The organism is Streptomyces sp. NPDC039465, from assembly GCF_055639315.1.
Genome location: NZ_JBVKAP010000003.1, coordinates 579412 through 601406 on the forward strand (window position 1 = coordinate 579412; position 21995 = coordinate 601406).

22 protein-coding genes and 1 pseudogene are annotated in these 21995 nt (G+C 72.2%); 16 read left to right on the top strand and 7 right to left on the bottom strand.

Features of this window, described 5'->3' with window-relative positions:
• Nucleotides 1–9: 9 nt before the first annotated feature.
• The 6 genes from ACZ7LT_RS13090 to ACZ7LT_RS13115 all read left to right on the top strand — a co-directional run bounded on the left by ACZ7LT_RS13090 (nt 10) and on the right by ACZ7LT_RS13115 (nt 5150).
• Nucleotides 10–1203, top strand: a complete 1194-nt coding sequence (locus ACZ7LT_RS13090; RefSeq protein WP_471236079.1) for an ROK family glucokinase — start codon at nt 10–12, stop codon at nt 1201–1203.
• Nucleotides 1200–1781 (top strand): hypothetical protein, encoded by a 582-nt coding sequence (locus tag ACZ7LT_RS13095; protein ID WP_471236080.1) that lies wholly within the window; start codon nt 1200–1202, stop codon nt 1779–1781. Before ACZ7LT_RS13090 ends, ACZ7LT_RS13095 begins: the two co-directional genes overlap by 4 nt.
• A 36-nt stretch (nt 1782–1817) precedes the next feature.
• Nucleotides 1818–3158 carry a bifunctional 3-oxoadipate enol-lactonase/4-carboxymuconolactone decarboxylase PcaDC gene (gene pcaDC / locus ACZ7LT_RS13100; protein ID WP_471236081.1) on the top strand — a complete coding sequence of 447 codons (1341 nt, stop codon included), beginning with the start codon at nt 1818–1820 and terminating at the stop codon, nt 3156–3158.
• A gap of 36 nt (nt 3159–3194) precedes the next feature.
• A complete protein-coding gene (locus tag ACZ7LT_RS13105; RefSeq protein ID WP_471236082.1) occupies nt 3195–3827 on the top strand; it encodes an MBL fold metallo-hydrolase in 633 nt (210 codons plus the stop codon).
• Between the two features lie 30 nt (nt 3828–3857).
• Nucleotides 3858–4637, top strand: coding sequence for an exodeoxyribonuclease III (locus ACZ7LT_RS13110; protein ID WP_471236083.1), 780 nt, complete (start codon nt 3858–3860; stop codon nt 4635–4637).
• Between the two features lie 72 nt (nt 4638–4709).
• Entirely contained in the window at nt 4710–5150 is a 441-nt protein-coding gene (locus ACZ7LT_RS13115) for a DUF6278 family protein (protein ID WP_471236084.1), read from the top strand.
• Nucleotides 5151–5344: 194 nt separating this feature from the next.
• Here the strand turns inward: ACZ7LT_RS13115 and ACZ7LT_RS13120 are convergent, their stop codons facing one another.
• Nucleotides 5345–6925 (bottom strand): alpha/beta fold hydrolase, encoded by a 1581-nt coding sequence (locus tag ACZ7LT_RS13120; RefSeq protein WP_471236085.1) that lies wholly within the window; start codon nt 6923–6925, stop codon nt 5345–5347.
• A gap of 135 nt (nt 6926–7060) precedes the next feature.
• Nucleotides 7061–8239 (bottom strand): L,D-transpeptidase, encoded by a 1179-nt coding sequence (locus ACZ7LT_RS13125; RefSeq protein WP_471236086.1) that lies wholly within the window; start codon nt 8237–8239, stop codon nt 7061–7063.
• Nucleotides 8240–8384: 145 nt separating this feature from the next.
• Between ACZ7LT_RS13125 and ACZ7LT_RS13130 the strand changes: the two genes are divergently transcribed.
• Nucleotides 8385–8975, top strand: a complete 591-nt coding sequence (locus ACZ7LT_RS13130; protein ID WP_471236087.1) for a hypothetical protein — start codon at nt 8385–8387, stop codon at nt 8973–8975.
• On the top strand, nt 8976–10229 hold the full coding sequence (locus tag ACZ7LT_RS13135; RefSeq protein WP_471236088.1) for a cytochrome P450: 1254 nt from the start codon (nt 8976–8978) through the stop codon (nt 10227–10229).
• Here ACZ7LT_RS13135 and ACZ7LT_RS13140 read toward each other — a convergent pair.
• Complete coding sequence (locus ACZ7LT_RS13140) at nt 10183–10914, bottom strand: hypothetical protein (RefSeq protein WP_471236089.1); 732 nt, start codon at nt 10912–10914, stop codon at nt 10183–10185. The two genes, ACZ7LT_RS13135 and ACZ7LT_RS13140, sit on opposite strands and share 47 nt — an antisense overlap.
• A gap of 106 nt (nt 10915–11020) precedes the next feature.
• Here ACZ7LT_RS13140 and ggt point away from each other — a divergent pair, with 106 nt between their 5' ends.
• The gene (ggt, locus tag ACZ7LT_RS13145; protein WP_471236090.1) at nt 11021–12832 is read left to right on the top strand and encodes a gamma-glutamyltransferase; all 1812 of its coding nucleotides are present in this window, start codon (nt 11021–11023) and stop codon (nt 12830–12832) included.
• Nucleotides 12833–12894: 62 nt separating this feature from the next.
• Here the strand turns inward: ggt and ACZ7LT_RS13150 are convergent.
• Nucleotides 12895–13805 (bottom strand): IS5 family transposase gene (locus ACZ7LT_RS13150; protein WP_471236091.1). Its coding sequence is split into 2 segments (ribosomal slippage): nt 12895–13466 and nt 13466–13805, totalling 912 coding nucleotides; the frame shifts between segments, so codons are not numbered across the junction.
• 76 nt (nt 13806–13881) lie between these two features.
• On the opposite strand from ACZ7LT_RS13150, the gene ACZ7LT_RS13155 reads away from it, so the two are divergent.
• Nucleotides 13882–15087 carry a hypothetical protein gene (locus ACZ7LT_RS13155; protein ID WP_471236092.1) on the top strand — a complete coding sequence of 402 codons (1206 nt, stop codon included), beginning with the start codon at nt 13882–13884 and terminating at the stop codon, nt 15085–15087.
• A gap of 157 nt (nt 15088–15244) precedes the next feature.
• On the opposite strand, the pseudogene ACZ7LT_RS13160 reads toward ACZ7LT_RS13155, so the two are convergent.
• Both ACZ7LT_RS13160 and map read right to left on the bottom strand, forming a co-directional pair.
• Nucleotides 15245–15433 (bottom strand): annotated as a pseudogene (locus tag ACZ7LT_RS13160) (transposase); the annotation flags it as partial.
• A 112-nt stretch (nt 15434–15545) separates the two neighbouring features.
• A complete protein-coding gene (gene map / locus ACZ7LT_RS13165; RefSeq protein ID WP_471236093.1) occupies nt 15546–16313 on the bottom strand; it encodes a type I methionyl aminopeptidase in 768 nt (255 codons plus the stop codon).
• A 33-nt stretch (nt 16314–16346) separates the two neighbouring features.
• Here map and ACZ7LT_RS13170 point away from each other — a divergent pair, with 33 nt between their 5' ends.
• Nucleotides 16347–16598, top strand: a complete 252-nt coding sequence (locus ACZ7LT_RS13170) for a helix-turn-helix domain-containing protein (protein WP_471236094.1) — start codon at nt 16347–16349, stop codon at nt 16596–16598.
• A gap of 8 nt (nt 16599–16606) precedes the next feature.
• Here ACZ7LT_RS13170 and ACZ7LT_RS13175 read toward each other — a convergent pair whose 3' ends face one another.
• Nucleotides 16607–17269 (bottom strand): NAD(P)-dependent oxidoreductase, encoded by a 663-nt coding sequence (locus ACZ7LT_RS13175; protein ID WP_471236095.1) that lies wholly within the window; start codon nt 17267–17269, stop codon nt 16607–16609.
• Nucleotides 17270–17330: 61 nt separating this feature from the next.
• Here ACZ7LT_RS13175 and ACZ7LT_RS13180 point away from each other — a divergent pair, with 61 nt between their 5' ends.
• The 5 genes from ACZ7LT_RS13180 to ACZ7LT_RS13200 all read left to right on the top strand — a co-directional run bounded on the left by ACZ7LT_RS13180 (nt 17331) and on the right by ACZ7LT_RS13200 (nt 21979).
• Nucleotides 17331–17705, top strand: coding sequence for a winged helix-turn-helix transcriptional regulator (locus tag ACZ7LT_RS13180; RefSeq protein WP_471236096.1), 375 nt, complete (start codon nt 17331–17333; stop codon nt 17703–17705).
• Between the two features lie 9 nt (nt 17706–17714).
• Complete coding sequence (locus ACZ7LT_RS13185; protein ID WP_471236097.1) at nt 17715–18095, top strand: PPOX class F420-dependent oxidoreductase; 381 nt, start codon at nt 17715–17717, stop codon at nt 18093–18095.
• 122 nt (nt 18096–18217) lie between these two features.
• Nucleotides 18218–19681, top strand: coding sequence for a UL36 very large tegument protein (locus tag ACZ7LT_RS13190; RefSeq protein ID WP_471236098.1), 1464 nt, complete (start codon nt 18218–18220; stop codon nt 19679–19681).
• Between the two features lie 178 nt (nt 19682–19859).
• Entirely contained in the window at nt 19860–20702 is an 843-nt protein-coding gene (locus tag ACZ7LT_RS13195; RefSeq protein WP_471236099.1) for a nitrilase-related carbon-nitrogen hydrolase, read from the top strand.
• Nucleotides 20699–21979, top strand: a complete 1281-nt coding sequence (locus ACZ7LT_RS13200) for an aspartate aminotransferase family protein (protein ID WP_471236100.1) — start codon at nt 20699–20701, stop codon at nt 21977–21979. Before ACZ7LT_RS13195 ends, ACZ7LT_RS13200 begins: the two co-directional genes overlap by 4 nt.
• Nucleotides 21980–21995: the final 16 nt, after the last annotated feature.

The following is a 21995-nucleotide window of genomic DNA, read 5'->3' on the forward strand; positions in this document are numbered from 1 at the left end:
ATCGAACCGATGAGTACGTACCGCGACCTCAACAACCGAGGCTCCGCCCGGGCCACCGTCCTGCGGACCGTCGGCACCCGTGAGCGGCGCTCCCATCTCACCGCCCCCCGGGTGCCCACCGTCGGCATCGACATCGGCGGCACGAAGGTGATGGCCGGAGTCGTCGACGCGGACGGGGTCATCCTCGAGAAGATCAAGACCGAGACGCCGGACAAGTCCAAGAGCGCCAAGGTCGTCGAGGACACCATCACCGAACTCGTCCTGGACCTCTCCGACCGGCACGACGTGCACGCCGTCGGCATCGGCGCGGCCGGCTGGGTCGACGCCGAACGGGCCACGGTCCTGTTCGCCCCCCATCTGGCCTGGCGCAACGAACCCCTGCGCGACGCCCTCCAGGCCCGGCTCGCCGTCCCCGTCATGGTCGACAACGACGCCAACACCGCCGCCTGGGCGGAGTGGCGGTTCGGCGCCGGCCGCGGCGAGGACCACCTCGTCATGATCACGCTCGGCACCGGCATCGGCGGCGCGATCCTCGAGGGCGGCCAGGTCAAGCGCGGCAAGTACGGCGTCGCCGGAGAGTTCGGCCATATGCAGGTCGTCCCCGGCGGACACCGCTGCCCCTGCGGCAACCGCGGCTGCTGGGAGCAGTACAGCTCGGGCAACGCCCTGGTCCGCGAGGCCCGGGAGCTGGCCGCCGCCGACTCCCCGGTCGCGTACAACATCATCGAGCGGGTCAAGGGCAACGTCCCGGAGATCACCGGCCCGCTCATCACCGAGCTGGCCCGCGAGGGCGACGCCATGTGCGTCGAGCTGTTCCAGGACATCGGCCAGTGGCTCGGTGTCGGCATCGCCAACCTCGCCGCCGCCCTCGACCCCTCCTGCTTCGTGATCGGCGGCGGCGTCAGCGCCGCCGACGACCTGCTGATCGGGCCAGCCCGGGACGCCTTCCGCCGCCACCTCACCGGCCGCGGCTACCGCCCCGAGGCGAGGATCGTGAAGGCCGAGCTCGGCCCCGAGGCGGGTATGGTCGGTGCGGCCGACCTCGCCCGGCTCGTCGCGCGCCGCTTCCGCCGCGCCAACCGCCGCCGGGTCGAGCGGCACGAACGGTACGAGCGCTACGCCCAGGCCCTGCGCAACGGCAGCGCCGCCCGCGTGACCCGTACCACCAGCACCGACGGCAACACCCAGGACCCCACACCATGACCGTGCCCCACCAGACGACGTCCCCCGACGCCGACCCCGCCGGCAAGCCCCCCGAGGGCCGGCGCCGGATGATCGGACGCCGCTGGCTCACCGCGATCGTGATCGTGCTCCTCATCGGCATCCCGGCCGGCTACCTCGTCGTCTCCGCCGAACAGAGCCGCGACAGCGGCCGCGACAAGGAGGCCGAGTCCTCCGCCACCGGGCTGCGGGACTACTGGCCCTCCCTGATGAAGCGCCGCATCTTCGAGGTCCCCATCCCGGCCGGCTCCAGCCGCGTCGCCTACTTCGAGACCAGCAACTGGAAGTCCAGCCGGCTCTACGTGCAGTTCACCACCAGCGCCGCCAACCTCGACGACTTCCTCCTGCACCTCGGCTCCGGCCGCGACCGGCTCGAACACGGTGAGGTCACCATCACCGGCCGGGACGCCGATGTCGTCGGCTGGCACTTCCCGGACGCCCAGGACTGGGCCGGTACCACGATCCACCGCGAGGATCCACGGCCCACACAGAACATCACCGTGGACTTCACCGACCCCGCCGCACCGCGGGTCTACGTCGTCTCGACCACCACCCCCTGACGCAAAGCCGCAGGTCGGCTCATTACCCTGGCGCGCGTGAGTGAGACGCAGACGCCCCCGGCCCCGACGACGCCGCCCCAGGATCAGCAGGCCCAGGACCTCCCTCAGGCACCCAGGACCCTGCAGTACCGCTGCGACGGCCCCGACGACGCCCCGGTCCTCATCCTCGGCCCCTCGCTCGGCACCACGCTGCACATGTGGGACCGGCAGATACCCGAGCTGGCGCGCCACTGGCGGGTGATCCGCTTCGACCTGCCCGGCCACGGCGGCGCCCCCGCCCACCCCGCCCGTTCGGTCGCCGACCTCGCCGACCGGCTGCTCGCCACCCTCGACGAGCTCGGCGTCCAGCGCTTCGGCTACGCGGGCTGCTCCATCGGCGGCGCCATCGGCATCGACCTCGCCCTGCGGGCCCCGCACCGGGTCGCCTCCCTTGCGCTGATCGCGGCCTCGCCGCGGTTCGGCACCGCCGACGAGTTCCGCCACCGGGGCGTCATCGTCCGCACCAACGGCCTCGACCCGATGGCCCGCATGGCCCCCGAGCAGTGGTTCACCCCGGGCTTCGCCGCCGCCCAGCCCGCGATCGTCGAATGGGCCGTGCAGATGGTCCGCACCACCGACCCCGGCTGCTACATCGCCGCCTGCGAGGCCCTGGCCGCCTTCGACGTACGGGCCGACCTCGGCCGGATCGGGGTTCCCACCCTCGTCCTGGTCGGCTCCGACGACCAGGTCACCGGCCCCGCCGAGGCCCGCGGCCTGGTCGCCGGGATCCCCGACGCGCCGCTCGCCGTCGTCCCGGGCGCCTCCCACCTCGCCCCGGTGGAGCAGCCCGCGGCCGTCACGGACCTGCTGGTCCGCCACTTCACCACCGCCTGGGTCGACACCCTCCCCGCGATCCCCGCGCCCCCGCCGATGCCCGCCCTCTCGGCCCCCGCCGCCCCCGTCGCCGAGCTCGCGCCCGCCCCGGAGCCCGCCCCCGGCGACACCGCCGGCGGCCGCCCCGACCCGTACGACGCCGGGCTCAAGCTGCGCCGCGAAGTCCTCGGCGACGCCCATGTCGACGCCGCCCTCGGCGACGGCGACGGGTTCGCCGCCGACTTCCAGGAGCTGATCACCCGCTACGCCTGGGGCGAGGTGTGGACCCGCGGAGGCCTCGACCGGCGTACGCGCAGCTGCATCACCCTCACCGCCCTGATCGCCGGCGGCCATCTGGAGGAGCTCGCCCTGCACACCCGCGCCGCCCTGCGCAACGGCCTCACCCCCGCCGAGATCAAGGAGGTGCTGATGCAGACGGCCGTCTACTGCGGGGTGCCGGCGGCGAACAGCGCCTTCCGTGTGGTCCAGCAGGTGATCAGGGAGGAGACCACGCCGCGAGGGTAGGGTGACGCCCGTACCGGCGTCGTGAGGTGGGATTCCATGAAGCTGACCAAGAAGTCGCACGCGTGCATCCGGCTGGAGAAGGACGGGCGGACGCTCGTCATCGACCCCGGCACCTTCAGCGAGCAGGACGCCGCGGTCGGCGCCGACGCCCTCCTGGTCACGCACGAGCACATCGACCACTTCAACGAGGACCGGCTGCGAGCCGGCCTGGAGTCCAACCCCGGCGCGGAGATCTGGACGCTGAGGAGCGTGGCGGAGAAGCTCTCCGCCGCCTTCCCCGGCCGCGTCCACACGGTCGGCCACGGCGACACCTTCACCGCCGCCGGGTTCGACGTCCAGGTCCACGGCGAACTGCACGCCGTCATCCACCCGGACATCCCCCGGATCACCAACATCGGCTTCCTGGTCGACGGCTCGGTCTTCCACCCGGGCGACGCCCTCACCGTCCCCGAGCACCCCGTGGACACGCTGATGCTCCCCGTCCACGCCCCCTGGAACAAGATCTCCGAGGTCATCGACTACATCCGCGAGGTCAAGCCGAAGCGCGCCATCGACATCCACGACGCCCTGCTCACCGATCTGGCACGGCCGATCTACGACAACCAGATCGGCGCGCTGGGCGGCACCGACCACGGCCGGCTGGCCCCCGGCGACTCGACGAGTCTGTGACTGTCACACCCCACCGTTAGGCTGGCGGACATGCGCATCGCCACCTGGAACGTCAATTCGATCACCGCCCGGCTGCCCCGGCTGCTCGCCTGGCTGGAGAGCAGCGGCACGGACGTGCTGTGCATCCAGGAGACCAAGTGCACCGCCGAGCAGTTCCCCACCGACGAGCTGCGTGAGCTGGGTTACGAGTCCGCGGTCCACGCCGACGGCCGGTGGAACGGCGTGGCACTGGTCTCCCGCGTCGGCCTCGACGACGTCGTGGGCGGCCTCCCCGGCGGCCCCGAGTACGGCGGCGTCCAGGAGCCCCGGGCCATCTCCGCCACCTGCGGCCCCGTGCGCCTCTGGTCGGTCTACGTGCCCAACGGCCGCGAGGTCGCCCACGAGCACTACGCGTACAAGCTGAACTGGCTGGAGGCGCTCCAGGGCGCGGTCGCCGAGGACGCGGCAGGTGAGCGCCCGTTCGCCGTGCTCGGTGACTTCAACATCGCGCCGACCGACGACGACGTCTGGGACGCCGCCGCCTTCGAGGGCCTCACCCACGTCACCGCGCCCGAGCGGGCCGCGCTCGCCGGACTGCGCGAGCTCGGACTGAGCGACGTGGTGCCGCGCCCGCTCAAGTACGACGCCCCCTTCACGTACTGGGACTACCGCCAGCTCTGCTTCCCCAAGAACAGGGGCATGCGCATCGACCTGGTGTACGGCAACAAGCCGTTCGCCGACGCGGTCAAGGACAGCTACGTCGACCGCGAGGAGCGCAAGGGCAAGGGCGCCTCCGACCACGCCCCTGTCGTCGTCGATCTGAACGTCTGACCACCGGCCGGGCCGCCAGGCCGGAGGGCGCGCCCTATGGTGCGCCGCTGCCCGGGGTGCGACGCTGGGCTGATGAACATCCCCTTCCTGGACGCCTGGCGCAGGCGTCATGAGCCCAAGGCGGCGCCCTCCCTGGTCTCCGCCTTCGACCGCGACCCCGACGGGGTGGCGGAGCTGCTCGCCGAGTGCGAGCTGCTGCGGGCCAGGGTCCAGGACGCGGGGATCGAACTGGACGACACCCCGGCCTCGTTGGAGGCGATCGACCAGCTGCCGCCGCGCTGGCGCGACGACCAGGAGGAGCTGCCCTGGTTCGGCAACGACGCGGGCCTCTATCTGGGCACGGTCATGGTCCGTACGGTCGCGGGCGCGGCCTGGCACGTCCGGGGAGACGGCCAGCCGGTGGTGAGGCTCGCCTCCGGGCGGGAGATCAATGTGGTGGAGGCCGGTCTCGACTGGGCGACGACCGGTTCTCCGGAGCTGTCCCAGACGTACGCCGAAGCCGCCGAGAACTGACCTCGGCGGCCACCGGCCCGCCCCCACCCGGAGTAGAGAACACCCCTTTGCGGTAAATACGGCTTATGCCCCTTTTGTGCGTGTCGGGTATGAAGTCCCTTTTCGGGATGGATAGTTTGCGCTGACCTCGACAGAGCCGACAGGGGGGCAGGCAGCAGCGTAGGGAATCTGGCCCGCCCGGTAGCAGCCGGTGATCACTCCGCGCGCAGCGGGACCGACACGTACGACGGGTCGGCCGACGGCGAGGAGAAGGTCAGCTGCGCGCCGGTCGGGTTGTGCTCGATGTAGAGCGGATCGACGGTGTCGACGACGAGGGCGAGCCGGTGGCCGGCCGGAACGTCGTAGGCGGTGGAGAAGAGCTCCAGGTCCACGGTGAACGGCTGTCCGGGGGTCTTGCCGTGGAAGGTGTACGGCGCGTTGCTGACCAGCTTGCCCAGCCCGAGCGGACCCACGTCGTAGAGGTAGGCGACGAGGGTGCCGCTCTCCTTGGTGGCGGTGACGGTGGTGTGCAGCTTCGCCGTGCCGCGCACCCGCTGCACATGGTCGGAGCGCTCGGACTGCCAGACGGCGGCGAAGGAGCGGGGGAGCAGCGGGATCGACGCGACCGGGGGAAGCTTGAGGAACTGGTCGAGAGCGCTGGAGAGCATCACCACCCCGCCGTTGGCGCCGGAGTCGACGTTCGCCCACACCCGCTGCGATCCGCCCAGCGCGATCTTCCGCTCGTTCGCGCCGACCGACTTCCAGTCGGGGTAGCCCTCGTAGCCGCCGGTGGAACGGGACTTCAGCTGGACGGGCTGCTCGCGGTCGATGCCGTTGTCCACGCCCCTGAGGTGGTGGTCGAACCAGCGGTGGGCGCTGGTCCAGGTGTCGTTGGGCAGCCCGAGCAGGCCGGTGGCCTCGGCGGTGGCATGGTCGCCCGGGCGGAGCTCCAGCCGCTTGGGGCCGGTGAGCTTCTCGTAGAACGACGCGGACTGGTTGGGCGGGAAGATGGTGTCGCCCCAGGCGTTGCCGAGCATGATCGCGGCGCCGTTGGCGTTGAGCCGGTCCAGCTGGGTGACGACCGAGCGCTTCTTGCCCCACTCGATCATCTCCTGCTCCTTGGCGAGGTTCGAGGAGACGAAGTCGCCGAGGATCCGCTGGAGTTCCGGGCTCGGCCGGCCGGTGAGGTAACCCGCGCCGCCGAGCAGCCCGGCGGCCTGGAGGTGCTGGGTGCGGCCGCTGTAGATGGATTCGATGAGGTCGGCCCAGCCGCTGAGCGCCACCACGGCCTTGATCCGCTTGTCCTGGGCGGCGGCGAGCAGGGAGATGCCGGCGCCGTAGGAGAGGCCCGCCATGCCGACCTTGGCCGGGTCGGCCGGGGTGTGGGCCAGCGCCCAGTCGATGACCTTGGAGGCATCGGCTATGTCCGGCGGCCCGGCGACTTCTATATGGCCGCCGGACTGCCAGAAGCCACGGGAGTTGTAGCTGACCACCACATAACCGGCGTCGGCGAGCTTCTTCGCCTGAGCGAGGTACTCGATCTGTGGCGTGGCCCAGCTGGTGGGCAGCACGATCACCGGGTACGTACGCGAGCCGTCGGCGCCGGCCGGAGTGACGACGTTGGCCTTGAGGACCGTGCCGCCGTCCCCGGCGATGTCGACGAACCGGACGCCCGGGACGGCGGAGGCGTCGGTGGCGGTGGCGGCGGGGGCGAGACCGAGTACCGTCCCGGCCACCAGGGTGGCCGACACGGCGCCGATCGACGCGGTACGCAGGGCCTTGCGCGGGTTGCCCACGGGTCACTCCTCACTCGTGTCACTGCAAAGTGACCCGACGGTAACCTCGTGGGCTTACTGGGGGTAACTCCCCAGTAAGTTACGCCCCCGTAACGATTCGAGGGCGGAATCCCGCCACACCCCTCACCGAGCCGCTCACTTCAGCGCGCTCTTCGCCTGCCACTCGGCCCACGACACGTTCCACTCGCCGTAGCCGTTGTTGATCGCCTGGGTGCCCTTGGCGTCGTTGCCCGTGATCTCGAACGGGTCGCCGACCTGCACCGTGTCGTACACCCACTTCGCGTTGGCGTCGCTCATACCGATGCAGCCGGAGGACTTGTTGGCGCTGCCGAAGTACGCGGAGTTCCACGGCGCCGCGTGCGCGTACATACCGGACCAGGTCAGCCGCATCGAGGAGTCGACCATCTTGTCGTACGCATCGCCCAGACCCACCGTCTCGGAGCGCATGTTGATCGTGCCCTCCTTCGACATCAGCACGGTCTTGCCGCGCCAGGACGCCTTCTCGCCGCCGGGCGTGCCCGCCGACATCGGCAGGTCCTTGATCTCCTGGCCGTCCCGCACCACCTTCAGCCGGTGGTTGTCCAGATCCACCTTGACGACCTGGTTCTTGCCGACCGTGAAACCGGTGACGTAGTCGCGGACGAACCAGCCGCCACCCGAGTCGATGCCGTTCAGCTCCGCCTTCAGCGTCACCTTCGTGCCGGACTTCCAGTACTCCTTGGGCCGCCAGTCGACCCGGTCCTTGCCGGACCAGTCCTGCATCCAGCCCCAGGAACCCTCGGTGTTGTTCGAGGTGGTGACCTTGAGCGCCTTCTCCACCGCGGCCTTGTTCTTCACCTTGTGGTCGAAGACGATCGACAGCGGCTGGGCGATCCCGACCGTGGTGTTCTTGCCCGGCGCCAGCGTCAGCTTGTTGACCTTGTCGGCCGCGGCGGTCGCGAAGTCCGCCTTCGCCGTGCCGCCCTTGTCGTCGCGCGCCTCCACCGTGTAGCCGGTGCCCGGGGCCGCCGGACGGGCCGAGGTCCAGGTGCGGCCGTCGGCCGCCAGCTTGCCGTCCAGCTTGCCGCCCTGCGAGTCCACCACCGTGACCTGCTGGAGCCTGCCCTCGGCCAGGGACACCTTCACCGGCTCACCGGCCTTGGCGCCCTTGCCGGACGGGCTCACCGAGATCTTCATCTCCGGCTTCGCGCCTGGACCGGCCTTCGCGCCGGACTCCGAGTCGCCGCCCCCGCACGCGGTGAGCGCCAGGGCGAGCAGCGCGGTACCGGCCGTGGCGGCGGTACGGAAAGAGGTGCGCGGGCGTATACGGCTCAAGGGGACAACCTCCGAATCGATCTTTCTCGACAACAGAGAGTGCGAAAGCATGAACGAGGTTGCGTGCCCCGGGTGGTTTTTCCCCCACTTCTCCGTGACAAGTCGGACAGTGGCGCGGCGCCCCCGCCGTCCCTAGCCTCTGGGTGTGGAGAAGACCACCGGAACAACCCAGCTGACCCTGCGTCTGCGTCGCCGTGTGGAACTGGTGCCCGTGGCCGCGGTGGTGACCGCCGTCGCCTGGGCCGTCGCCACGGTCGCCGTCGCCGACGGCCCGGGCGGCACCCTGGCCGGTGCGCTGATGGCCCTGGTCGGGGTCGCGCTCGCCACGGTCGCCGTCACCTTCGCGGGATACGTCGTACGCCCCTTGCGCCTGGACCTCGACCCCGGCGGACTGACCGTACGCCTGCCCACCTGGCCCGCCCGGACCGTGCCCTGGGCCTCCGTGACCGGCGCCGCGGCGCTCGCCCTGCGCACCGGGTCGGCCGTACGCACCGTGGTCGTCGTCGACCTGGCGCCCGGGGAGCGGCACTTGCCCCGTACCTGCCGGCCCGCGTCCATGTACCGCAGGCTCGCCCCCGTCCTCGGCCGCGCGGGCCGCACCGGCCTCTGCTTCGAGAGCCAGATCTTCGACGTCGAACCGGCCGAGCTGCTCACCGCCCTGCGCGCCCACGCCCCCGACACCGTCCCCGTCGAGGACCGTACGGCGTTGCCCCTGCCGAGCCCCTGGCAGTACTGAATGACCGCGGCCACCGGTCTCCCCGACGTGTACGACCCCCGCCGCTACGCCACCGGACTCCCGCACGACGCCTTCCGGGAGCTGCGCGACCACCACCCCGTGGCCCGGCAGGAGGAGTACGAAGTCCTCGGCTGGCCCGCCGGGCCCGGCTTCTGGGCCGTCACCCGGCACGCCGACGTCGTCCGGGTCCTCAAGGACTCCGCCACCTTCTCCTCCCACCTCGGCGCCACCCAGATCCGCGACCCCGACCCGGCCGACCTGCCCTTCATCCGGCGGATGATGCTCAATCAGGACCCGCCGGACCACGGCCGGCTCCGCCGCCTGGTCAGCCGCGCCTTCACCCCCGGCCGGATCGAGCGCTTCGAGGCCACCGCCCGCGCCCGCGCCCGGGTCCTGCTGCGCGGCGCGCGGGAGTCCGGACCCACCGTCGACCTGGTCACCGCCGTCACCGACGACTACGCGCTGCTCAACCTCACCGACCTGCTGGGTGTGCCCGCGAGCGACCGCGGTCTGCTGCTGCGCTGGACCGAGCGGGTCATCGCCTACCAGGACCCCGACGAACCGCCCGTCCTCGACGAGCGGGGCCGCCCGGTCAACCCCCGCTCACCGGCGATGCTCGCCGAGATGTTCGCGTACGCCCAGGAACTCGCCGCGTACAAACGCCGCCGCCCCGGCGACGACATCATGACCTCGCTCGCCGCCTCCCCGCTGGCCGATGCCGAACTGGAGATGTTCTTCTTCCTGCTGACCGTCGCGGGCAACGACACCGTACGCAGCGCGGCCCCCGGCTCCCTGCTCGCGCTGGCCGAGCACCCGGCCGAGCGGCGCCGGCTGGCCGCCGGGGAGGTGGCCGTGGAGAGCGCGGTCGACGAACTCCTGCGCTGGCACCCGCCAGTGCTCTCCTTCCGGCGCACCGCCGTCCGCGCCACCGAGCTGGCCGGCCGGACGATCGCCGCGGGCGACAAAGTCGTCGTCTTCCACGCCTCCGCCAACTACGACGAGCGGGCCTTCGCCGACCCCTACCGCCTCGACCTCGGCCGCAGCCCCAATCCGCACGTCTCCTTCGGGGACGGCCCGCACGTCTGCCTCGGCGCCCACTTCGCCCGCCTCCAGCTGCGGGTGCTGCACGAGGAGGTACGGCAGGCGCTGCCGGACTTCGAACTCGCGGGCCCGCCACGGCGGCTGGTCTCGAACTTCATCAACGGCGTCAAGTCGCTGCCGGTGCGTCCGCTGCCGAGCGCGCCTCGGCCGTGACGTCGGCGACCAGCTCGACCACATCGGGGCCGTACGCATCCGAGTTGACCACCTTGAGCAGGAGGACGAACGGGCCGTTCTTGTACGTCCGGGTCAGCCGTGCGTGGTGCCGCGCCAGATAGCGGGTCGCGGCCTGGTTGGTGATGGCCCGCTGCCCGCAGAACAGGAACACCGGCCGCCCGCCCTCGCCCGCCGTGAGCCGGGCGAGGAGAACGTACTCGCAGGTGCCCGGCTCCATGCGGTAGCGCTCGGACCCGATGAGGAACGCGCCGCGGTCCGGCCCCGGCTCCGCCTCCACGTTCACCTGGACACCCGGCAGCAGGGTCGCGAGATGGGCCACGGTACGCCGATTCGACCCGGGGCCCCCTACACAGAACTCCGTACGGTCCCCGAAGCCCTGCTGCGCGGTGTCGTGCCGCACGATCCGGGCGTGCGCCCCGCAGTCCTTGACGAGTGCGGCCAGTTCGAGCAACGCGGACACGTCGTAGCGGTGCACGGCGCCCTCGGACGATCCGGCCTCGCGGTTGACCACGAGCAGACACTCGGAGCTGTCCGGCAGGCCGAAGAAGGCCTGCTTGCGGCGGAGGGCGCGACGCCACAGATACGTGCGGGCCAGCCAGCCCAGGGCGGCGCTGACACCGGTCGCCAGCACCCCGAGGACGAGATTGCGCAGGTCTTCATTCATGGGCGCGCATGCTAGCGGGGGCGCGGACCGGTGTTCGAGGCGTGGTCATGACGCGGGCGGCGTACGGCGGTTACGCTGCGCGGACGGTCGTCGACTGGAGGTACGGATGCGTCGTTCCACCGCACGGTTTGTCTCGGTCCTCGCTGCCGCCACGACGGTTCTGTCGGTGGGCGCGGCAGCCCCTCCCGCGGCCGGGAAACCATCCTCACCGCCCGTCAAGGAGCCGGTGGCCGTCGGCTACGGCGGGGCGGTCGCCAGCGTCGACCCCGACGCCTCGGCCGCCGGCATCGAGGTGCTGCGGCGCGGCGGCAACGCCGTGGACGCGGCGGTCGCCACGGCGGCCGCGCTCGGCGTGACGGAACCGTACTCGGCCGGCATCGGCGGAGGCGGCTACTTCGTCCACTACGACGCGAAGACCCGCACGGTCCACACCATCGACGGCCGCGAGACCGCCCCGCGCTCGGCCGACGCCTCCCTCTTCACGGAGAACGGCAAGCCGATCCCCTTCGAGGAGGGCCAGACCAGCGGCCTCGGCGTCGGCACCCCCGGCACCCCCGCCACCTGGCAGAGCGCCCTCGACGCGTGGGGCAGCCGCCCGCTGCGGCAGCTGCTGAAGCCGGCCGAGAAGCTCGCCCGGGACGGCTTCACCGTCGACGCCACCTTCCGCGCCCAGACCCAGGCGAACGAGGCCCGCTTCCGGGACTTCCCCGCCACCTCCGAGCTCTTCCTGCCCGGCGGCGAACTGCCGCGCGTCGGCTCGGTGTTCAAGAACCCCGACCTCGCCCGTACGTACGCCACGCTGGGCCGGCACGGAGTGGGCGCGCTCTACCGCGGCCCGCTCGCCCGGGACATCGTCGACACGGTCCGGAGGCCGCCCGTACGGGCGGGGGCGACCCGCGTCGTCCGCGCCGGCGACCTCGACGAGCGCGACCTCGCCACGTACCGCACCAAGCGGCAGGCGCCGACGAAGGTGTCGTACCGCGGCCTGGACGTCTACAGCATGGCCCCCTCCTCCTCGGGCGGCACCAGCGTCGGCGAGGCGCTCAACATCCTTGAACGCACGGACCTTTCGGCCGCCTCGCAGGGCCGCTATCTGCACCGCTTCATCGAGGCGAGCCGGATCGCGTTCGCCGACCGGGGGCGCTGGGTCGGCGACCCGGCGTTCGAGGACGTACCGGCCCGGGAGCTGCTCTCGCAGCGGTTCGCCGACAGCCGGGAGTGCCTGATCCGCGACGACAAGGCGCTGACCAGCCCGCTCGCCCCGGGCGACCCGCGCGACCCGGCGCCGTGCGCGGCGAAGGGGACGGCCGCGCCGACGACGTATGAGGGCGAGAACACCACGCATCTGACGACGGCCGACCGCTGGGGCAACGTCGTCGCCTACACGCTGACGATCGAGTCGACGGGCGGCAGCGGCATCACCGTGCCGGGCCGGGGCTTCCTGCTCAACAACGAACTGACCGACTTCTCCTTCGCCCCGGCCAACCCGGCGGTCCACGACCCGAACCTGCCGGGACCGGGGAAGCGTCCGCGCTCGTCGATCTCGCCGACGATCGTCCTCGACTCGCACGACCGGCCGGTCCTGGCGCTCGGTTCCCCCGGTGGCGCCACCATCATCACCACGGTCCTGCAGACCCTGACCGGAGTCCTCGACCGGCGCCTGCCCCTGGTCGAGGCGATCGCGGCGCCCCGCGCCAGCCAGCGCAACCAGTCCACGACCGAGCTCGAACCGGCGCTGTGGAACAGCCCGCTGCGCGCCGAACTGGAGGCGCTCGGTCACGCCTTCCGCCAGAACCCGGAGATCGGCGCGGCGACGGGCGTCCAGCGCCTCCCGGACGGCCGCTGGCTGGCCGCGGCGGAGAAGTCCCGCCGGGGCGGCGGCTCCGCGATGGTGGTCCACCCGGTGGGCGGGCGATAGCGGGGCGGGGCCGGGTCCGGGCCGTACCGGGCCGCGGCTGTGGCGGCGGCCGTGAAGCGCCGCTAGGCAGTGTCTGACAAATGATCACGGGCTGGTTCGCGGAGCCAGAGGATCAGCGAGGCCAGGACGACGCCGGCACGGTAGCGGTCGGCAACCTTGTCGAATCTCGTCGCGATCGCGCGGAACTGCTTGAGGCGTGCGAAGCATCGTTCGACCACGTTGCGGTCGCGGTAGAGCTCCTTGTCAAAGGCGGGCGGTCGGCCGCCGAGGCGCCCTCGGCGTCGGCGGTTGACTGTTTGGTCGCGGCGCTCGGGGATCGTGACGGCGATGCCCCGACGCCGCAGCAGGTGCCGGATCGCTCGGCTGGAGTAGGCCTTGTCGCCCAGGACTCGGGTCGGTTTCGTGCGTGGGCGGCCGGTGTCGGCTCGCGGAACGCGGATCCCGTCGAGGACCTGGCCGAATGCGGTGGCGTCGTTGACGTTGCCGGGCGTGAGCACGATGGACAGCGGCAGTCCCCGGCCGTCGACGGCGAGGTGGACCTTGGTGGTCAGCCCGCCTCGGGACCGGCCGAGGGCCTGGCGCGTCTGCGAGCGGCCCGGATCTTCCAGTTCGTCCCCGTCCGCAGCCCCCTTTTACGTGCGCCGGCGGCGTGCTGGTGAGCACGGTTGATCGTGGAGTCGACGGCGACGGTCCACTCCACCCGGCCCTCCGTGTCGTCGCGGACCTGCACATGCTCCAACAGCCTTGCCCACGTGCCGTCCGCCTCCCAGCGGGCAAACCGCTCATAGACGGTCTGCCACGGCCCATACCGCTCGGGCAGGTCACGCCACGGAGCCCCGGTCCGCAACCGCCACAGCACACCATTGACCACCTGCCGGTGATCACGCCACGGCCGACCACGCCCATCCACCTGCGGCAACAAGGGCTCTATCCACTCCCACGCCGCCTCCGTCAACTCACCTCGACCTGCCACAAGATCAATTGTCAGACCAGGCCTTAGCATGGGCACGCCATCCCCCCGTGCCGTGTCCAGCCGACGGAAGACACCCATGCGCCTCCAGCGGATATCCGCCGCGACCGCGGCCCTCGCCGCGCTCACCACCCTCGCCACCGCCTGCGAGGACCCCAAGAAGAACGGCACGCCGGCCCAGAGCCCCGCCGCGGCCGCCACGGCCTCCGGCCAGGCCTCCCCGCCGGCCGCCGGCCCCGCGCCCGCCACGCTGGCCGGGGCGCAGGCCCACGTACAGAAGTACACGTCCTGCGAGAACCTGAGCACCGACCCGAACGACCGCCGGGTGCCGCTCAGCGGGTTCATCGGCGCCGGGGACTGGGGCATCACGGAACGCGGTGTCTGCACGGACAAGAAGGCGCGGGGCGAGATCGTCCTCTTCCTGACGCCGGACATGAAGGCCTTCCAACAGGCCGCCAAGGACAACGCCGCGAAGCTGATCGCCGAGGGCCGCGTCGAAACCGACCGCGCCAGCCGCACGGTCGTGGGCCCGACCTTCGCGCTGACCGCGCTCAAGACCGCCACCGCCGTGTCCCTGGTCGACCCGCCCAACTCCGACCTGCGCATCCTGAGCTGCAACCCCGACCTCTACGTACCGGAGGGCTTCAAGAAGGAGAAGGCCCTGGTCGAGGGGTGCTTCCTCACCGACTACGTCAACAGCCCCGACGGCCAGGGCAGCCCCCACCGCGGGGCGGTCCGCGACCCCTCCACCGAGGGCAGCGCGGAGCCGGGCCGGCCGGGCGCCGGGGGCCAGGGGCTGCCGAGCGCGGGCAGCCTCGACGAGCTGAAGAAGATGGTCAGCCCGCACACGGTCGACTGCACGAAGATGACCGTCACCGACGAACCGGTCCAGTCGATCGACTACATGCCGGTCGTCGACGGCAGCCCGCGCTCCTGGGGCGTCAAGCAGCGGGCCGTCTGCGGCGAGCTCGGCGGGGAGCGGCGCGCACACAACCTGAACTGGCTGGACACCGTCTCCGACATGAAGACCCTCCAGATCAAGGCCAAGGCGGCGCAGCTGGCCGACCTGAAGGACGACGGACGGCTCAAGGCCACCGCGAGCAAGCTGCTGGTCGGCACGAACATCGCCGTCGAGACCAACAACGAGAGCATCCGCCGCGGGCTGTACCAGCTCCAGTTCCTCTACCTGAACTGCGAGACCGGCTTCACCGCGCCGGCCGGCTACCGGCTGGAGAAGGCCCAGGTCGAGGGCTGCGTCCTGACCAACTACGAGCGCCCGAGCTGACACACGGCCGTCCGGGGCGTGCGCGGCGCGCCCTGGGGGGGTATCGACTGGTGTGTTCCGCCATCCGCGCACCAGAAGCACCAGGAGCACCAAGAGCCGCCATGTCACTCTTCATCCCGGATTCGACGACTCCGTGGTCGTCTGCGGCGGCGTACGACCAGACGGTCTGCCACGGCCCATACCGCTCGGGCAGGTCACGCCACGGAGCCCCGGTCCGCAACCGCCACAGCACACCATTGACCACCTGCCGGTGATCACGCCACGGCCGACCACGCCCATCCACCTGCGGCAACAAGGGCTCTATCCACTCCCACGCCGCCTCCGTCAACTCACCTCGACCTGCCACAAGATCAATTATCAGGCAGGCCTTAGGACAACGTCGGATCCGTGGTGCGGGTGGGCGGCAGTAGGCCGCGCCCGCTGCCCGCCGCCGTGCCGGTCGGCGGGCATGCGCGCCGCTACAGCGACGTCAGGATCCGTGGGCCCGCGTCGGTGACGGCCACCGTGTGTTCCGCGTGGGTCGCGCGGCTGCCGTCCAGGGTGCGGATCGTCCAGCCGTCGCGGGCGGTGTAGTGCTCGTCGCCGCCGCCCGCGATCAGCATCGGCTCGATCGCGAGCACCATGCCGTGGCGCAGCACCATGCCCCGGCCCGGGCGTCCTTCGTTGGGGACGCCCGGGTCCTCGTGCATGGTGCGGCCGATGCCGTGGCCGCCGAAGCCGTCCGGGATGCCGTAGCCCGCGCCGCGGCAGACCCGGCCGACGGCATGCGCGATGTCCCCGATCCGGTTGCCGACGACCGCCGCGGCGATCCCCGCCGCCAGCGCGGCCTCCGCGGTCTCGATCAGCCGGGTGTCCTCGGGCCGCGCCCGGCCCACCGTGAAGCTGACCGCCGCGTCACCGACCCACCCCTTCAGTACGGCGCCGCAGTCGACGCTGACCAGATCGCCGTCGCGCAGCGGCTCCTCGCCCGGGATGCCGTGCACGATCGCGTCGTTGACGGAGACGCAGACCGTGGCGGGGAACGGCACCGGCGCCCACTGCGGGCGGTAGCCGAGGAAGGGCGACCCCGCGCCCGCCGCGGACAGCACCTCGCGCGCCGCCGTGTCCAGCGCGCGCGGGGTGACGCCGGGTGCCGCGGCCTTCCGTGCCGCTTCCAGCGCCTCGGCGACGACCCGGCCTGCGGCCCGCATCAACTCCAGGGACTCATTCGTTTTGATCTCCACCATGCCAATTACTATACCGGTATTAGAATGGTGGACATGGTTCGTACCCCCCTCACCCCCGAAGAGCGCGAACGCGGCGAGCGCCTCGGCGCCCTGCTCCGCGAGGCGCGCGGCGCCCGCAGCATGGTCGAGGTCGCCGCGGCCGCCGGACTGTCCGCCGAGACCCTCCGCAAGATCGAGACGGGCCGGGCCCCGACGCCGGCCTTCTTCACCGTCGCGGCGTTGGCGGGGGTCCTCGGCCTGTCCATGGACGAGCTGGTCGTACGGGCGTCCCTCCAGCCCCTCTAGAGGAAGAGCTAGAGGGAGACCGCCAGCTGCACCCGGCTGTGCCGGGGGCGCTCGAGCTCGTCGAGGAGCGCGAGCGCGAGATCGGCGTGCCCGATTCGCCCCGGCCCGTCGAGGACCGTACCGACCGCCGTCCGGTACCCGCCGGTGCGCGCCGCGTCCGCGCTCAGATCCAGTGGCGGCACCACCATCAGCCAGTCCAGCTCCGGGCCCGCGGTGGACAGCAGCGCGAACTCGTCCACATGCCCCTGCGCGAATGCCCGCCACGCCTCGGGGAATTCGGGCGCGTCCATCAGCCGCACCCCGGGTGCCGTCTCCAGGGTGGTCGCGATGCCCAGCGTCACCAGCCGCCGTACGCCCGCCCGCCCCAGTCCCTCGGTCAAGGCCCGCGCCCCGGCGGTGAAATGCTCCCTCGACGGGATGTCGAGCCGCGCGGACGCGTTGAGCGCCGCGCCATGACCGGCGGCCAGCGTGGCCACGGACGCGGCGTCGGTCACATCGCCCGCCACGACGTCGACTCCGGGGCCGCCGAGGTCCGGGTACTTCGCGGGGTCGCGGACCACCGCCGTGACCCGGCGGCCACGGGCCACCGCCTCCGCGACGGCCGCCCGGCCGACCCGTCCGCCCGCGCCGAAGACGATGACGTCTTTGATCTCGTGGGTGTTGTCGTTCATGGCGCGACCGTAGGACGGGGGTGCCTGGTTACTTCAACGGTACTGGACTAGCGTCGTACGCATGAGCGACCCGTTGAGCCCGGCGATGTTCGCCGACCCCGGCTGCGAAGGGAGCGCGCAGCCCTTCCGGGTGGGCGACAAATGGACCGGCATGGTCCTGCGCTGCCTGGAGGACGGCACCCCGCGCCGCTTCTCCGAACTGCGCGTCCCGCTGCACTGGATCACCCCGAAGGTGCTCACCGAGACCCTGCGCTCCATGGAGCGCAACGGCTTCGTCGTCCGCACCGACCACGGCGAGAATCCGCCCCGCGTCGACTACACCCTCACCCCGCTCGGCCGCTCCCTCCTCGGCCCGCTGGACACCGCCTGCGCCTGGGCCCGCGAGCACCACCCCGACGTGACCCGGGCGCGCGAGGCGTACGGAGCCGGTGAGTAGGCTCCGGCCATGACGACCGAGGAACTGCGGCGCGGCCGCTATGTCAGTCTCACCACCTACCGCAAGGACGGCACGCCCGTCGCCACCCCCGTGTGGTTCGCGCTGGACGGTGAGGAACTGGTCGTCTGGACCCGCTCCGACTCCTGGAAGGTCAAGCGCCTGCGGAACGACCCCCGGGTCGTGGTCACCCCCTGCGACGCGCGCGGCCGGACCGCGCCCGGGGCGCCGAGTGCTGAGGGCACCGCGAGGCTCATGGCGGCCTCGGAGATGCGGGCCCTGCGCAGGCTGCTGCTGCGCAAGTACACCTGGCAGTTCTGGCTCGTCGACATCCCCGCGACGATCGCCCGCCGCGGCAAGCGCCCGCACACCGGCATCGCCGTGACGTTCTGACTCCGCGCCGCGCCGGAAAACTCCCCGTAGCCGTGGCGTAACACGCCTGCGGTGCAATGCCTGCGTCGGGGGACGGCGTGGGACGGTGGACGGCTTCGGCGAGGCAGGCGGGCAGGGGCAGGATGACGGAGCATCAACTCCCGGCAGGTATCGAGGAGTTCGGACGGCTGTTGCGGGGGCTGGCGGGCCTGCTCGACCCGGCGAGCGGCTGGTACGGCGTGTTCGCCGCGCGCGATCCGCAGGGTCTGCGGGCCTGCTTCGACGGCGTCGAGATCCTGCCGTGGGACGTGGTCGAGGCGCTGCTCCAGGACCTCGCCGGCCTGCGCGACGAGAGCGAGGTGGCCGCCTGGCGGGTACGGGCCCGGGCGCTGCACGCCGAGGCCGCGGCCGTACACGACCGGCGCCCCGGCGGCCGTGCCGCGCTGGGGGAGCGGCTCACGCTGATGGAAGGCGAGCGCGACCGGGCCGAGCGCCGCGCCGGGGAGCTGGAGGCTCTGCTCGCCGCGGCCGTCCGGGACGCCGACACGACGGGCCTCACCCATGACCTCGCCTGGGCCCACGACGACCAGGCCCGCGCCACCGCCCGCGTCGCCGAGCTCCGCTCCCGCCTGACGGCCCTGGACCGCTCATCGGCCGAGCCGGCGATGGGCCGGCACATCGGCCCAGCTCTGTCCGGCCAGGCTGCGTCGGATCGGGCTGCGTTCGACCTGGCTCCCTCCGACCGGGCCCCGTCCAGTGCGGATCACCCCGCTCCCGGCGGCCCGCCGCCCCGCCCGGGGGAGCAGCTCGCCGGACCGGACCGCCCCGCCACCGGCGCCGACGGCCCGCGGCCCGGTGCCCAGGGGCGTGGCCGATGGGGCCGGAGCCGTCTCACCGCTCCTCGCCGCCCCCGGGGCGCCCGGTACGCCGGGATCGAGGAGGGTGAGGCGCCCGCCGCCGGGCAGGGGGTGGCGGTCCCGGTCGGCAGGGGCGCGCCGCGCGGGGCGCGGTACGGCGGCGCCGAGGAGGCGCGGCCCGAGCCGGCGCCTCCCACGCTGGAGGACCGCCCCTCGCCGGAGGACCGCGAGGCTGCCGCCCAGACCGTCGACGCGCTGCGGCGGCTACGGGCCGAAGGGCGCGGCGGAGAGGCGCACGTCCTGCTGTGCGAGGCCGCCGCCCGGCCGCCCGGCACCCTGGCACCGCTCGCAAATGAGCTGCACCGCGCGGGGCTCGGCGCCGACTGGGCCACCCTGCTGTGGGAGGCGTCCTCGCTGCCGCCGGAGCGGTTCGCCGCGGCCGCCGGAGCGCTCGCGGCCGCCGGACGGGCCGACGACTGCGGGCAGTTGCTGCGCCAGGGGGTCGCCAGGCCCCCCGACGAGATCGCCGCGGCCGCCCTCTGTCTGGACACCGGCGGCCGTTCCCGCGAAGCCCGCCTCCTGCTCACCGCCGTCGTCCAGGCGCGGTCCGCCGAGGACGCCGCGCACCTCGCCGCCGCCGATCCGCACCGGCTCGTACCGCAACTGCTCGACGCCGCCCGCGCGGTGTCCCCGGCGCGGGAGCGCGACCTCGTCCACGCCCTGCGCGCCAGGGGTCTGGTCGGCGGCTGACGTGCCTGTACCTGTCGGTGCGTGTCCGATGTGGACCACTCGGGTATGAAACATGATCGACTGCGCTGGTTCCCGGCGGCGGTCTTGCTCCGGGGTGTGACGGGGCTTACGTTCTCCTCCTACGCACCCGCGTCTACGTGCGTAGAGGCTCATCGACGCCGTGCCGAAGGAGCAGCTCATGGCCAACGTCGTACGCGCCGCCCTCGTCCAGGCGACCTGGACCGGCGACACCGAATCCATGATCGCCAAACATGAGGAGCACGCCCGCGAGGCGGCCCGCCGGGGCGCCAAGGTCATCGGTTTCCAAGAGGTCTTCAACGCCCCCTACTTCTGCCAGGTCCAGGAGCCCGAGCAGTACCGCTGGGCCGAGCCCGTCCCGGACGGACCGACCGTGACCCGGATGCGCGAGCTCGCCCGCGAGACCGGCATGGTGATCGTCGTCCCCGTCTTCGAGATCGAGGGCGCGGGCTTCTACTACAACACCGCCGCCGTCATCGACGCCGACGGCACGTACCTCGGCAAGTACCGCAAGCACCACATCCCCCAGGTCAAGGGGTTCTGGGAGAAGTACTACTTCAGGCCCGGCAACGCCGGCTGGCCCGTCTTCGACACGGCCGTCGGCAAGGTCGGCGTCTACATCTGCTACGACCGGCACTTCCCCGAAGGGTGGCGCCAACTCGGCCTCAACGGTGCGCAGTTGGTGTACAACCCGTCCGCCACCTCACGGGGCCTGTCCGCCTACCTCTGGCAGCTGGAGCAGCCCGCGGCCGCCGTCGCCAACGAGTACTTCGTCGCCGCCATCAACCGCGTCGGCCAGGAGGAGTACGGCGACAACGACTTCTACGGCACCAGCTACTTCGTCGACCCGCGCGGCCAGTTCGTCGGCGAGGTCGCCTCCGACAAGGAGGAGGAACTCCTCATCCGCGACCTCGACTTCGGGCTGATCGAGGACGTACGGCAGCAGTGGGCCTTCTACCGCGACCGACGGCCCGACGCCTACGACGGGCTGGTGCAGCCATGAGCAGCCTCTTCGAGCGCCACCGCGCCGTCATCCCCGACTGGGTCGCCCTCTACTACCGCCACCCCATCGAGATCACCCACGGCGAGGGCCGGCACGTCTGGGACGCCGACGGCAAGAAGTACCTCGACTTCTTCGGCGGCATCCTCACCACCATGACCGCCCACGCCCTGCCCGAGGTCACCAAGGCCGTCTCCGAGCAGGCCGGGCGGATCATCCACTCCTCCACGCTCTACCTCAACCGCCCCATGGTCGAGCTCGCCGAACGCGTCGCCGCCCTCTCCGGCATTCCCGACGCCCGGGTCTTCTTCACCACCTCCGGCACCGAGGCCAACGACACCGCCCTGCTCCTGGCCACCGCCTACCGCCGCTCCAACCAGATCCTGGCGATGCGCAACAGCTACCACGGCCGCTCCTTCTCCGCCGTCGGCATCACCGGCAACCGCGCCTGGTCCCCGACCAGCCTCTCCCCGCTCCAGACCCTCTACGTCCACGGCGGCGTGCGCACCCGCGGCCCCTACGCGCAGTACACCGACGAGCGCTTCATCGACGCCTGCGTCGCCGATCTGGAGGACCTGATCGGCCACACCCGCGACATCGCCGCACTGATCGCCGAACCCGTCCAGGGCGTCGGCGGCTTCACCTCCCCGCCCGACGGGCTCTACGCGGCCTTCCGCGAAGTCCTCGACCGGCACGGCATCCTGTGGATCGCCGACGAGGTGCAGACCGGCTGGGGCCGCACCGGCGACCACTTCTGGGGCTGGCAGGCACACGCCGAGAACGGCCCGCCCGACATCCTCACCTTCGCCAAGGGCATCGGCAACGGCATGTCCATCGGCGGCGTCGTGGCCGGCGCCGAGATCATGAACTGCCTGGACGCGAACTCGATCTCCACCTTCGGCGGCTCCCCGGTCACCATGGCGGCCGGCCTCGCCAACCTCACGTACCTCCAGGAACATGACCTCCAGGGCAACGCCCGCCGCGTCGGTGGCCTGCTCATGGAGCGGCTGCGCGCCATCACCGCAGGCATGGACCATGTACGGGAAGTACGCGGCCGGGGCCTGATGATCGGCATCGAGCTGACCCGGCCCGGCACCGACGAACCCGACCCCGACGCGGCCGGTGCCGTCCTGGAGGCCGCCCGCGAAGGCGGGCTCCTCATCGGCAAGGGCGGCGGACACCACACCACCGCACTGCGCATCGCCCCGCCCCTGACCCTCACCGTCGCCGAGGCGGAGGAGGGCGCCGCGATCCTCGAAGAGGCCCTGCGCGCCGTCTAGTCCCCATCCGACAGGG